Raw genomic sequence first — 13355 nt, 5'->3', positions numbered from 1 at the left:
GATCGCTCAGACCCGGACCTCCCCCATGTCACGCATCCTCGACGGCGACGCTCTCGCGTTCAAAGCCGTCTCCGTCGCGCGCCCGTCGGGCGACGCGGTCTATCGCGCCGTCTGGCGCTGGCACTTCTACGCCGGGCTGCTCTGCCTGCCGTTCCTGATCCTGCTCTCGGTCACCGGCTCGCTCTACCTGTTCAAGGACGAGATCAACGCCACTCTGTTCGCCCACCGGACGATCGTGGCGCCGCAGGCCGCCGCCCCCATGAGCCCGGACCGGCTGATCTTCAACGCCTCGGAGGCGGTGCCGAGCGCCACGCCGGTCGCGCTGACCGACCCGGTCGATGCCGCGAGCGCGGCCGTGGTGACGATGGCCGAGGGGCCGGGAAGATCCTCGTCTACCTCGACCCCTACAATGGCAACGTGCTCGACCGCGTCGCCCGCGACGACGAGTTCATGATGGTGGTGCGGCGGCTGCACAGCCTCGCCTATTTCGGGCCGGTCGCGAACGGCGTGATCGAGGTCGTGGCGGGGTTCGCCATCATCCTGGTCGTGACCGGCACCTACCTGTGGTGGCCGCGCCGGCAGGCCGGCGGCGTGATCAGCCTGCGGGAGACGCCGCGCCGGCGCGTGTGGTGGCGCGATCTCCACGCGGTGACGGGCTTCGTCGCCGGGGCCGGCCTCCTGTTCCTCGCCTCGACCGGCCTGCCCTGGTCGATCTGGTGGGGCCAGCAGGTGCGGACCTGGTCGAACGAGGCGGGCGTGGGCCAGCCGCGCGCCCTCTGGGCGGACAAGGCCGTCTCGAACGTGCCGATGCGGGAGATGCTGACGACGGCCGGATGGGCGATGCAGGACGCGCCCGTCCCGCTCTCGGAGCCCGCGGCGGCCCCCGCCATCGGCCTCGGCCAGGCCGTGGCGATCCTGCGCGATCTCGGGATGCCGCGCGGCTTCGAGGTGTCGCTGCCGGTGGGCGACAGGGGCGTCTTCGCGGCGGCCGCCTACCCGCACGACGTGACCCGGCAGCGGATGATCTCGCTCGACCAGTACACCGGCAAGCCGCTGGTCGACGTGCGGTTCGGCGATCTCGGCGGGGTGGCCCGGGCGATCCAGTACGGCATCGGCATCCACAAGGGCGAGCATTGGGGGCGCGCCAACCAGCTCGCGATGCTCGCCTTCTGCCTCGCCACCCTCCTGCTCGCCGTGACGGCTGCGGTGATGTGGTGGAAGCGCCGCCCGTCCGGACGCCTCGGCGTGCCGCCCTGGCCGCGCGACCGGCGCGTGGCCGTGACGGTGAGCGTCCTCGTCCTCGGTCTCGGCGCGCTGTTCCCGCTCACCGGTCTCGTCATCCTCGCCCTGGTCCTCGTCGACCTCGGCGCACAGGCCCTGCGGGCGCGCCCGGCCCGCTGATGCGGCCGCGGCGGGCTCCGCGCGGAGCCCGCCGCGGTCGGCGTCGATCCCCGACATTCCCGGCTGCTGCGATCGCGCGCGGCCGCACTCCCTCGATTGAGCGCTCCCCATGCCCTCCCGTCGTCACCGGATCCTCCGCAGCCGCGCGCTGGCCCTCCTCGCCGCCGGCCCGCTCGCCATCCCACTCGGTCCAGCAGCGGCCCAGGCGCAGTCGGCGGCCCGGTCCGGCGAGGCCGTCACCCTGGAGGAGCTGTCCGTGTCCGGGGACGGAGAGGGCGTCGGCCAGGGCGTCGGCCCAGGCATTGGCCAAGGTGCGGGCCGGGCGTCCGGCGGCCCGCCGCGCGCCGCCGCCCCGACGCCCCTCGACAAGCCCGTCGGCGAGGTCGTCACCAGCATCGGGCGCGAGGGCGTCATCGACAACCGGGCCGCGACGACGGTGGCGGACATCCTGCGCAACAGTCCCGGCGTGACTGTCCGCCAGGGCAACGGCCCGCGCGACATCGTCGTCTCGATCCGCGGCAACAACGCCCGCGCCACCGGCGTCTCGCGCAACATGGTCGTGCTGGAGGACGGCTTCCCCGTCACGCAGGCGGACGGCTCCTCGCGCTTCGACCTGACCGACCCGCGGGCCTACAACCGCATCGACGTGTTCCGCGGCCCGCAATCGCCGTTCTTCGGCAATTTCGCGACCGGCGGCGCGCTGAACTTCGTCACGCGGCGCGGCGCGGAGATCGACGGCGTCGAGGTCGGCGTCGATGCCGGCAGCTTCGGCTACCTCAACAATTACACGGCGATCGGCGGCCTCAGCGGACCGTTCGAGTACAGCCTGTTCGCCAGCGACACCCGCGGCAACGGCTTCATCAGCCACAATTCCTTCGACACGCAGACGATCAACTTCCTGGGCACCTACACGCCGACCCCCGACAACCGCTTCACCCTGAAGATCATCAACAACACGCTCTTCACGCTGCTGCCGGGCCGGACCTCGCTCAACCAGTTCGCGATCAACCCCTTCCAGCGCGGCTGCCTCACGGCGGCGAGCGCGGCGGCCGGCTGCACCACCTTCAACCTGCTGGCCAATGGCCGCTTCGGCGCCACCGTCCCGGTGACGGCGGACCAGGGCGCGTTCCTGCGCGACGACCGCCGCACCATCGTCGGCGCGCGCTGGGAGCACGACATCGACGCCTTCACGACCTGGCGCACGCAGCTCGTGTTCGACGACCGCAACATCAACCAGCCCTTCTACACCACGGCGGCCCGCGGCGATTTCCCGGGCTTCAACTTCCTGTCCGACGTGACCCGGCGCGGCGACCTGTTCGGGCTGCCGGCCACCGGCTACGTGGCGCTCGCCTACAACACGCTGGACAGTTTCAGCCGGACCTACAACCGTGTGCTCGGGGCAGGCCCCGCCCTCGGCGCGCTGATCGCCGACCAGGACACGACGCAGGCCAATTTCGGCGGCCGCGCCCGGGCGGAGGTGCAGCTGAGCGACCGCTGGATCGCGGTGGCCGGGATCAGCGCCGAGAACACCACGATCGACGGCAGCAACACGAGCTACAGCTACGCGGCGGCGCGCACCACGACGACGATCGCCAACGTCAACCGCAGCTTCCTCAACGTCGCGCCGGAGCTCGCCCTCCTCTACCGGCCGAGCGAGGCGTGGCAGCTCCGGGGCCGCGTCGCGACGGGCTACAGCACGCCGTCGGCCGGAAACCTGTTCGTCACGCCGGCGGGCGTGCCCGGCAACAACACCCAGCTCCGGACGCAGGAGAATCTCGGCTTCGACGTCGGGTTCGACTGGACGCCCGTCGAGACGCTCCGCCTCAGCGTGACCGGCTTCTACGAGTTCTTCCGCAACGAGCTGATCACGCAATCGCCCGGCGCGGGCCTCCTGAGCTTCACCTTCAATGCGCCGGCCTCGGAGCACCGGGGCGTCGAGGTGGGGGCGTCCTGGGCCTTCGCGCCGGGCTGGAGCGCGACGGCGGCCTACACCTACGACGATCAGGTCTACACGCGTTACGTCGAGCAATTGAGCGCCGGCACCCGCAGCACCCGGTTCGACCGGGCTGGCAACAAGATCCCCGGCGTCCCGGCGAACCAGCTTCTCGCCCGGGTCGGCTACGAGCAGCGGACGGGGCCGCTCGCGGGGCTCGGGGGCTACGTCGAGACGGTGTTCCAGGACGATTTCTTCCTCGACAACGCCAACCTGCTGCGGGCGCCGGGATACAGCCTCGTCAACCTGAACCTGCACTACGCCACTGACCTCGTCGGCTACGCGAAGCGCCTGAACCTGTTCTTCGAGGTGCGCAACATCTTCGACAGGACCTACGTGGCCTCGGCCCAGAACCTCGCGAACTCGATCAGCGCCGCGACGGGCCTGCAGAACGGGGCCGCCGTGCTCGCCAACACCAACGGATCGGTGTTCGCGGGCGCGCCGCGCAACTTCGTCGGCGGCATGAAGCTGTCGTTCTGACGCCAGCCGATCCCCCGTCGCAACCTCACCCATCGAAGCTCCCGCCCGTCGCACACCTCACCCTCGGAGAACCCGGATGACGATCGCGCCCACGTGGCACCTCCGCACGCTCGCCGCCCTCGGCTTCCTGTCCCTGCTCGCCGCCCCGATGCCGGCTGCGGCCCGCGATGGAGCGGCCGATGCGCTGAAGATCGGCCAGCCCTGGTCGCGGGCCACCCCCAACGGCGCGCGGGTCGCCGGCGGCTATCTCAGCATCACCAACACGGGCCGCGAGCCGGACCGGCTGACCGGCGGGACCTTCGCGGAGGCCGCGCGCGTCGAGGTGCACAGCCAGTCCGTGGAGGGCGGCATCGCGAGGATGGCCCCCGTCGATGCGGGCCTGCCCATCGGGCCGGGCGAGACGGTCACGCTGGAGCCGGGCGGCCATCACCTGATGTTCACGGGCCTGAAATCGCCGCTGCGGCAGGGGCAGACGGTCGCGGGCACGTTGACGTTCGAGCGGGCCGGCAGCGTGCCGGTCGCATTCACGGTCGAGAGCATGGCGGCCCGGGCGCTCGGCGGGCGGGCGGCGGACCCTGGTCAGGGCGGCCATGACCACGGTCACGGACATTAGGGCGCGCGACGCGGGTCACGCCCTCGCCCGTCGTACGCGGTGTCGTCGGCGCTTCGCCACAGCACCGTCCGATCCGTTCTTCGGCTGAGGAATGGACGCACCCGACGTTCGCCTGTTGTCGGCGGTGCAGCGTTCGGTGCAAGCTGTGTTAGCTGGCTAAGCAGCCGATGCGACCCTCCCGCTGCCGACGCGCGACGCGGCCCGGCGCTCGGGGCGGCGATCGCGGCTGCCGGGTGCGGCGCGGAAGGAGAGCGTCGAAGCATGGGCTTCTCGTTCACGCTGATCAACCTCGCCGGCGCCATCGCGCTGCTCCTGTGGGGCACGCACATGGTGCAGACGGGCATCCAGCGCGCGTTCGGCGCCAATCTCCGCTCCGTCCTCGGCAGCGCCCTGCGCAACCGCGCCTCGGCGTTCCTCGCCGGGATCGGCGTCACCGCCCTCCTCCAGAGCAGCACCGCGACCGGGCTGATGACGGCGGGGTTCGCCGCCGGCGGCATGGTCGAGCTGGTGCCGGCCCTCGCGGTGATGCTCGGCGCGAATGTGGGCACGACGATCATCGTCCAGGCGCTCTCCTTCGACGTCGCCGCCCTCTCGCCCGCGCTCATCCTCGTGGGCGTGATGCTGTTCCGGCGCGATTCCAGCACGCGGGCCCACGACCTCGGCCGCGTGTTCATCGGCCTCGGGCTGATGCTGCTCGCCCTCCACCAGCTTCTCGCCCTGATGGCGGCCTACGAGGATGCGCCGAACCTTCGCCTCCTCCTGAAGGCCGTGTCCACGACGCCCCTCCTCGACGTCTGCCTCGCGGCGGCCCTCACCTGGGCTGCCCATTCCAGCGTCGCCGTCGTGCTCCTCGTGATGTCCCTTGCCGCCAAGGGCGTCATCGCGCCGGACGCGGCCTTCGCCCTTGTGCTCGGCGCCAACCTCGGCACCGCGATCAATCCCCTCATCGAGGGGCCGTCGGGGGACGATCCGGCTGCCAAGCGGCTGCCGCTCGGCAACTTCCTGACCCGGGTGACCGGCGTCATGCTGGCGCTCGCGGCGCTGCCCCTCGTCGGCCCGGTCCTGACGCGGATCGAGGGCGACCCCGCCCGCGCGGTGGCCGATTTCCACACCCTGTTCAACCTGACCCTGGCGGCCCTGTTCTTCCCGCTGCTGACCCCCTACGCGGCCCTGCTCCGGCGCTGGCTGCCGCAGCGCGTCGACCCGGCCGATCCCGCGCGTCCGCTCTACCTCGACCCGGCCGCGCGGGAGACGCCCGTCGTCGCCCTCGGGGCCGCGGCGCGCGAGGCCCTGCGCCTGGCCGACGTCCTCGGCGAAATGCTGCAGGGCGCCCGGGACGCGCTGGAGCGGGGCGACCGGCGGCTCATCGCCGAGACGCGCCGCCGCGACGACGTGCTCGACCACCTGAACACCGCCATCAAGGCTTATCTCACCGCGCTCGACCCGGACGAGCTCGGCGAGAGCGACCACCGGCGCCTGAACGAGATCCTGGCCTTCGCCATGAACCTCGAGCAGGCCGGCGACATCGTCGACCGCAACCTGCTGCCGCACGCGGCCAAGAAGCTGAAGCGCGGCCTGACCTTCCCCAGGGAGGAGCAGGCCGCGCTGATCGGGCTGATCGATCGCCTCGCGACCAACCTGCGGACGGCCGCGTCGCTCTTCGTCACGACGGACCTGCGCACGGCGCACCGTCTCGCCGACGAGAAGGTGGCGTTCCGGGACGCGGAAGCGCAGGCCACGACGCAGCATTTCGAGCGCCTGCGCGGCGGGCGGCTCGAGGCGGCGCAGACGAGCGCGCTCCACCTCGACCTGCTGCGGGACATCAAGCTGATCAACTCGCACCTCGTCGCCGCGGCGGCCTACCCGATGCTGGAGCGGAGCGGCGAGCTCCTGCCGAGCCGGATCTCACGGCAGGACGCGTCGTGATGCCGGGGCGGCGCGAAGCGGCGCGGGAGCCGGATCCTGCCGGCTCGGGCCGGAGGACGCCCGCCGGCGCAGGCTCCCCCCGTCGACGCCGTGGCGGATGACGCGATCCCCGCGCGGGGGATCGGCACGAGGAAGGTCCGGGTCTGCCAGTCGATGCCGAAAGCCGAGCGTTACAGGGCCTTTCTCGTCACCGTCCTCGTCAGGCACCAGCCGCGCCGCACGTATGCGGTCCTCACGCGAACGCCCGAGGACGCTCTGGCCGCGGTCAAGCAGCTCTCGACCGAGAAGAGCAAGCTCTACGTCGTCGGAGGATTGTCCAGGATCCTGGTGCGTCACCTGAAGATGAAGCCGAACGACATGCGCCTCATCGACAGCGGCTCGCAGGTCCCGCCCTCGGCGCCTGGGGCCGCGAGCCTGCCGCCGTCGCTCCTCGCCACGCCGGGCGGCGACATGAAATAGGCCTGGGCCGACCGGAACGCGGCTCGCGAAGCGTCATGCCGATGCTCCGGGCTCGTCCGCGTGAAAGCTCGGCCGCCCACGCAACAAACCACGCCATCACGCGGACAGGCAAAGCTTCTACACATCGCTCCACAGACGGTCGCCAAGGGCCGCGTGAGGGGTCGGACAATGCTCGATATCGTTCTTCGCTTGGTCATCTCCGGCGCCATCATGGTCGGCACGGTGTACCTGCCGGCCTTGACCTCCGCGCACCCCGACGCTCGGGCAACTGAGACCGCGAGCATGTCCGAGCCGGCCCGTTCGTGCCCGGCGCCCCGGGCCTCGATCATCCCGACCTGCGTGGCTTGAGGCGAACCGCGATGCTGACTCTGCTCACGCTCCTCGTGACCGGCAACCTCATGCTGGCGGCGCTCTTCTCGATCGCGGCTGCGGCCAGCGACTGAGGGTACATTCTCCAAGCCTGCGCAGAGCTTGTCGGGTCGATCGACGCGAAGTTATGGTCGCGTCACGATTCCCACGCGATAGGGCCGTCCCCGCATGGCTGCCGAGCACGACGTCGACAAGCTCGTCCAGGCTTCCTTCTTCAACGGCGCGAAGGAAGGCGGCGTCCTGGTCGAGGTTGGTGCCGCACGTCCGAGCTACCTGTCCATCAGCGAGAGCTTCCGGTCGCTCGGATGGACGATCATCGCCGTCGAGCCGAACCCCGTCTTCTGCGAGGAGCACCGGAAGCTCGGCCACGAGATCCTGCAATACGCCTGCGGCGACCACGACGAGGACGAGGTCGTCTTCTACATCGTGAAGTCGATCGATGCCGTCTACATGGGCGGCGATGTCAGCTACGAGTCCTGGTCCTCCCTCGGTATTCGCGACCGCTACGCCGAGGTCGTGAAGACGGTCGAGGACAAGACCGAGATCGAGCCGGTCAGGGTCAAGCTGCGCACGCTCGACACGATCATGCGGGAGCATGCGCCCGAAATCAGCAAGATCGATGTCCTGGCGATCGACGTCGAGGGCTGGGAGGTCGAGGTGCTGAAGGGCTTCAGTCTGGATCGCTACCGGCCGAAGGTGGCGATCATCGAAAACCTGTTCCTCGACGGAGCTTACGAGGAGCACATGAAGCGGAACGGCTACGAACTCTGGCAGACGCACCACCCCAATCAGATCTACGTGCGCACCGACATCGCGCCCGCACGATCGTAGACCGGCTGCCATGGACACCCTCGCCCACCTCGTTTCACTAAGGGAGCATCTGCTGGCGCAGGAGCGTCACCGACATCCCCTGCGCCTGACCAAGCACGGCTACAAGGTGTACTCGCAGAGCGATGAGGACGGCATCATCGCCGAGATCTTCCGCAGAATCGGAACCGCCGACAGGAGCTTCGTCGAGTTCGGCGTCCACGACGGGCTCGAGTGCAACACGTCGTGGCTGCTGATGAATGGTTGGTCCGGCCTGTGGATCGACGCGAACGAAGCCGCCTGCGCCGCGGTCCGGACCACGCATCGGTCCTGGATCGAGAGCGGTGCCCTGACGATGACGAACGCTTTCGTGACGGCCGAGAACATCAACCCAGTCATCGGAGCGCACTATCCGCGCAGTCGGGAGATCGATCTCCTCAGCGTGGATGTCGACTACAACGACTACTGGATCTGGAAGGCGATCACGGATGTGCGCCCGCGCGTGGTCATCATCGAGTACAACGCGACGTGGCTGCCGCCCCTGTCGATCTCGGTCCCCTACGCGCCGAGTGCGGTGCACGACGGATCCAACTACTTCGGCGCAAGTTTGAACGCCTTTGCCAAGCTCGGGACCGAGAAGGGATACGACCTTGTGGGCTGCTGCTTGGCTGGGGTGAATGCGTTCTTCGTCCGGCGCGACCTGGTTCAAGGCCGGTTCCTGGCTCCGGGCTCGGCCGAGGAGCATTATGAACCGCCGCGCTACTATCTGGCCTCCTTGCCCGCCGGGCATCGCTCGAACATCGGCCCGGTCGTTCACGTCTGATCGCAGCATCGCGGTCGAATCGATCGTTCGGCTCTTCAGGCACGGTCGCGAACGGCCAGCCGATCCCGCTTCGGACTTTCGCGAATGGCGCCAATCGTAGAAGATCGCCCGCGTCCGCAACGAACCGTGTGGCGACGATGGACGAGCAGACCGACCAATTCGACGCGTTGGGCTCCGATGGCGAGGCCTATACGGTCGTGAAGTACCAGACCGTCCTGCGAAACCGGAACCACGGCGGCTTCATGAGACCGCACGGCTTCACCCGCTACGCGCTCGTGGACGGCTCGCGCGTCGAGCGGATCGACAACGGCGCGTTCCGCGTGGCAGGCACGGAACTCATGCTGCGGAAGATTCTCTAGTCGATCGGCTGCGGGTCCCTGCCGTGGGTGTTGCCGCCGCGGAACCCCGCGCCTGCTCACCCGCTGGTCCAGTTCAGAGCGCTGCGCAGGAGAGGCTCATGGCCTACACGGTTCACTACACGACGCCCTCGGGCCCGACCTCGGAGCAGCATGAGATCGGCCAGAGAGCCGCCGAGAGGGCCATGACGTTCTCCGGCATGGGCGCGGCGAACGTCTACGTCGAGGCGGCCGACGGCACGGTGTTCCGTGCGCCAACCGATATGTCCGCGCTGATCGAACATGCCAAGCCGACAGATTCCGGTCGTACGTGACGGTGGGGCACGCCGCAGGGGCCGCTGAGCGGGACGTTCATGGGAGATGCGCCCTCCATTGTGAGCCGAGCGCTTGAAATGATTGGCGCGCCCTACGGGAGGGGAAATCAGACAATTCATAACCGTCTGATCCCCTTGATTTCTCTCTCGCAACAAAGCCATAGGGGTTGGTGCCGTGGGTAAGAAACCTGGGAAGTCCGGTGGCAAGAGAGGCAGAACCAGCGTCGATCAAGCGGCGCCATAAGACCACAGGCCGCTACCTCGAAAAGCATGGCAATCGCTGGCGCGTCTTCGTCAGCGTGCCGGCTCACATCCGCCCTATCCTCGGCAAGACCGCGCTCAAGGAAACTCTGCCCGCGACCGATCTTGCGACCGCGCACCGCCTCAAATGGGCAGTGATCGATAAGCTCCGGCGTCAGATCGAAGAGGCCGACCCACGGCGCTCGGTCACGCCTGTGGCGGCTGTCGCGACTGACGATAGCCTACTTGAAGACGCCATGGCCTTCCGTGGGCTCATCGAAGCGGAGGAAGACGACGACGAGCGTGGCGCCACCGTCTCCATGGCGTCGGCTGTCGCGGACAGGCTCGAACGAGATGGGCTTTCGCGCGACGCCCACCTTTTCAAGCAGGTCGTCTTCGACGGCATCGCGCCCTTCGCGCCTCTCGTGGAAGCCTGGCTTAAAGAGGCAGCTGTCGCGCCGCGCACTGAAGCCGTCTATCGCCAGTCCGTGCGCGAATTCAGCGACTGGTGCCGTCAAACTAAAACACCGACCACCGTTCAAGCCATTACCAAACGTGTGGCCGGCCGGTTCGTAGAGGAACGCTTCGTCTCTCGCGGCATCCACGCGGGCACCGCGAACAAGAGCATCGGCGCACTGCGTTCATTCTGGACGTGGATGAACAAGCGCGGCCATGCCGAAGCAAACCCTTGGTCCGGACAATCACTCGCGAAGCGCAAGAAGCTGACGCGCGGCTCAGACCACGACCTTGGTCATAGGAGCAAGCGTCCCTTCACCGACGACGAGGTCGCGACGCTCTTGGCCGGCATCACCAAACCCCTGCTGGCTGATTTGATGCGCGTTGCCGCCCTCACGGGCATGCGCATTGGTGAGATTGCCGAGTTGCGCGTGCGCCACTTCAAAGGCGACCTCATCAAGGTTCCTGGCACCAAGACAGCCTCCGCCTTTCGCGATGTTCCGATCCATCCCGACCTGGCCACGCTCATTGCGCGCCGTACGGCTGGCAAGCCTGCTGCCGCTTTCATCTTTCACGAGTTGCCCGAGCAAACGAACCCCGCCCGCCCGCGGGGTGCTCCAGCTACACAGGCGTTCACTCGTGACCGACGTGCACTAGGGGTCGATGACGTGATCGAAGGCGTGCGCCAATCGCGCATCGATTTCCACTCGTTCCGCCGCTGGTTCATCCGCAAGGCTCTCGCAGCGTTGGAGGATGGCGCTACTGGCTTCACTGGCTGGACGATCGCTGATGTAGTGGGGCGCTCGAAGGAGGATGGCCCGCTTGGCATGACGATGGGCGTGTATCCTGGCCGCGCTGATGTGAAGGCGCTGCGGGCGTGCGTTGAGGCCGTGCAGCTTCCTATCAGCGGCTAACACATCTCAGGAGCTACTCTAACATCAATCGGGCGGGCAGCTCCGAGTTATGCTGAGGCGGAGCGATTGCTACGTTCTGGTTGCTCCACTTTGCTGCGGATACTGGCGGCGAGCGCTGACATGTCAAACGGCTTCATGAACAGAGTGAACCCGAGTTCGGCCGCAGCTGAGGCGGAAGTGCTGTAACCCGAGACGAGAATGACCGGCAGCTTGGGCCACAAGCGACGTGCTTCCTTCGCCAAGACCAGACCATCCATACCGCCCGGCATCACAAGATCGCTCACCAGCAGGTCGGTGCTGCTCTCGAGCAGGTCTAGCCCTGCACGAGCGCCGTTGGCTTGGCTCACGTGAAAGCCAGCCTCCTCAAGGTACGCCGCTGTGACCGCTCGAACCTCGTCGTTGTCGTCCACCAAGAGTACACGGATCCGACCGGCCCTGGTACCAGCGGCTGTACTCTGTTGGGTCTGGTGGGTTGGTGCAGGAACGCTCTCCTGCGAGAGAGGCAGGTAGAGGGCCACCGTCGTGCCGCGCCCGGCGCGGCTCTCGATATCCGCCAACCCAGCCGACGCCTTAGCGAAGCCATAGACTTGGCTGAGCCCCAGACCTGTGCCCTTGCCGACCTCCTTTGTCGTGAAGAACGGCTCGAAGACATGCGGCAGCGCCTCAGCTGGGATGCCGCCACCTGTGTCAGAGATCGACAGCTTCACGCCCTCCCGGCCAGACCGGTCGGGGATCGCAGCGCGGCGCGTCTCAAGGCGCAGGCGTCCACCCTCCGGCATCGCGTCCCGTGCGTTTGCCGCAATGTTCAGGAGCGCAAGATCGAGCTGAAGAGGGTCGACTTTCACCACATGCTGCCCGGGTGCGAGATCCGTCTCCACGACGATGTCGCCGCGCACCGACTGCTTGATCATCGCCAAGGTGCTGGTCAGGCGCTCGTTCAGATCCAAGACCTCGGCCTGCATGGCCTGGCCGCGCGAGAAGGCCAGCAGCTCTCGGGTGAGGTGCGTCCCGCGCTCGGCCGCCTTGCGGATGGCGGTGATGTAGCGCTCCAGGCGCGGCTCCTGGATGCGCCGCTGCAGCATCTCCAGATTGCCAAGGATCACCATCAGCAGGTTGTTGAAGTCGTGCGCGACGCCGCCCGTCATACGGCCGAGCGCCTCCATGCGGACTGCACGCTCGTGCAGGAGGGTCTCCTCCCGCATGTCCTGCATCTCCCGCCTCAACAGGAGCGCGAACACGACCGTTAGGCACAGGGCTGCAAACCCGGCAATGCTCACGATCCAGAGCGCGCGTGTCAGCGGCTGGTTGTAGAGCGCGAGCGGGATAGCGACATGAGCGGACCAGCCCGTGCGATCGGACTTGCGGAAGGCCGTCATGATCGGTTCGCCAGCCGGTGAGAGCCCCTCGTACACGCCTGATGTGCCAGTCGCGCGTGCCTGGATCGCGGGCTGCGTTGCCACTCGGCCAACCAGCTCTGGCGTGCGCAGATGGGCGGCGATCTGGTCAGAGTTGTCGACCAGGAACGGACGCCAGTTCGGATCCAGTCCAGCTGGCGCCAGCAATCTCGACAGCCCTTCGGTGGACACAACTCCGGTCAGCGCGAAGCGAAGCTTACCCTCGCGCAGCACGGGTACGCGGAAGCTCGCGCGGCGTGGACCACTGCTGGGCTGGCCTGGTCCCGAGATGTCGCCGATAGTGGGCTCGCCTGTTTCGATGAGCCTGCGGTAGCTTTTCTCATCGACGACGAACGACAGAGGTGCCCCGAATGGCACGCCTGTCTTGACGATTTGCCGTCCCTCCGTGTCGGCCAAGATGATGCGGTGCCAAAGCGGCAACTGCCCCTGAAAACGTGTGGCAAGGTCGTGGAAGGCGGCGAGGTTTGGCTGCTCGCCGTCGAGGAGCGGCGACTGAGCGAGCACCCTGAGAAGCTCGATCTGCGTGAACAGCTCGCGCTCCACGCTGCCGAGCATCTGCTCGACGTAGTGGACTGCTTCCGTTCGCATTGCGGCTTGCTGCTGCCGTAGGAAGAAGAACGACAGGCCAGCGGCGAGCAGGATGAGCGGGAGAAGAGCCGCGAGAGCGAGAAGAACGAGGCCTCGGCGCACGTTCGGTGCTCCCTACAGCTAAGCCTCGGTTGCGTACCATGCATTTACGGAGGGACCAACGCGCTTCCGGCAGCGAGCGAGCTCACATTGCAAGCTGCT

The 13355-nt window shown here is 67.9% G+C and carries 11 protein-coding genes and 1 pseudogene; 11 read left to right on the top strand and 1 reads right to left on the bottom strand.

What is annotated here, in order from left to right:
* Window positions 1-25 precede the first annotated feature (25 nt).
* The 11 genes and pseudogenes from DK389_RS25865 (at window position 26) to DK389_RS25815 (ending at window position 11151) form a co-directional block, all read left to right on the top strand.
* Window positions 26-1401: pseudogene (locus DK389_RS25865) on the top strand (PepSY-associated TM helix domain-containing protein).
* 109 nt (window positions 1402-1510) lie between these two features.
* On the top strand, window positions 1511-3874 hold the full coding sequence (locus tag DK389_RS25860; protein WP_109893975.1) for a TonB-dependent receptor family protein: 2364 nt from the start codon (window positions 1511-1513) through the stop codon (window positions 3872-3874).
* Between the two features lie 76 nt (window positions 3875-3950).
* Window positions 3951-4487 carry a copper chaperone PCu(A)C gene (locus tag DK389_RS25855; RefSeq protein WP_109893973.1) on the top strand — a complete coding sequence of 179 codons (537 nt, stop codon included), beginning with the start codon at window positions 3951-3953 and terminating at the stop codon, window positions 4485-4487.
* A 261-nt stretch (window positions 4488-4748) separates the two neighbouring features.
* Window positions 4749-6413: a Na/Pi cotransporter family protein gene (locus DK389_RS25850; protein WP_109893971.1), complete on the top strand. Its 1665-nt coding sequence runs from the start codon at window positions 4749-4751 to the stop codon at window positions 6411-6413.
* 90 nt (window positions 6414-6503) lie between these two features.
* Window positions 6504-6872 (top strand): hypothetical protein, encoded by a 369-nt coding sequence (locus DK389_RS25845; protein WP_109893969.1) that lies wholly within the window; start codon window positions 6504-6506, stop codon window positions 6870-6872.
* 302 nt (window positions 6873-7174) lie between these two features.
* The gene (locus DK389_RS32925; RefSeq protein ID WP_162560862.1) at window positions 7175-7315 is read left to right on the top strand and encodes a hypothetical protein; all 141 of its coding nucleotides are present in this window, start codon (window positions 7175-7177) and stop codon (window positions 7313-7315) included.
* A gap of 94 nt (window positions 7316-7409) precedes the next feature.
* Window positions 7410-8072: an FkbM family methyltransferase gene (locus tag DK389_RS25835; RefSeq protein ID WP_109893965.1), complete on the top strand. Its 663-nt coding sequence runs from the start codon at window positions 7410-7412 to the stop codon at window positions 8070-8072.
* Window positions 8073-8082: 10 nt separating this feature from the next.
* On the top strand, window positions 8083-8871 hold the full coding sequence (locus tag DK389_RS25830; RefSeq protein WP_109893963.1) for a hypothetical protein: 789 nt from the start codon (window positions 8083-8085) through the stop codon (window positions 8869-8871).
* A gap of 137 nt (window positions 8872-9008) precedes the next feature.
* Window positions 9009-9230, top strand: coding sequence for a hypothetical protein (locus DK389_RS25825; RefSeq protein WP_109893961.1), 222 nt, complete (start codon window positions 9009-9011; stop codon window positions 9228-9230).
* Between the two features lie 98 nt (window positions 9231-9328).
* On the top strand, window positions 9329-9541 hold the full coding sequence (locus tag DK389_RS25820; RefSeq protein ID WP_109893959.1) for a hypothetical protein: 213 nt from the start codon (window positions 9329-9331) through the stop codon (window positions 9539-9541).
* 200 nt (window positions 9542-9741) lie between these two features.
* Entirely contained in the window at window positions 9742-11151 is a 1410-nt protein-coding gene (locus DK389_RS25815) for a tyrosine-type recombinase/integrase (RefSeq protein WP_162560861.1), read from the top strand.
* 47 nt (window positions 11152-11198) lie between these two features.
* Here the strand turns inward: DK389_RS25815 and DK389_RS25810 are convergent, their stop codons facing one another.
* Window positions 11199-13256, bottom strand: coding sequence for an ATP-binding protein (locus DK389_RS25810; RefSeq protein WP_109893955.1), 2058 nt, complete (start codon window positions 13254-13256; stop codon window positions 11199-11201).
* Window positions 13257-13355 lie beyond the last annotated feature (99 nt).

Source organism: Methylobacterium durans (genome assembly GCF_003173715.1).
Taxonomy (GTDB): Bacteria; Pseudomonadota; Alphaproteobacteria; order Rhizobiales; family Beijerinckiaceae; genus Methylobacterium; species Methylobacterium durans.
Note: the sequence above shows the minus strand (reverse complement) of the source record. Positions and strands in the feature narration are given on the sequence as shown.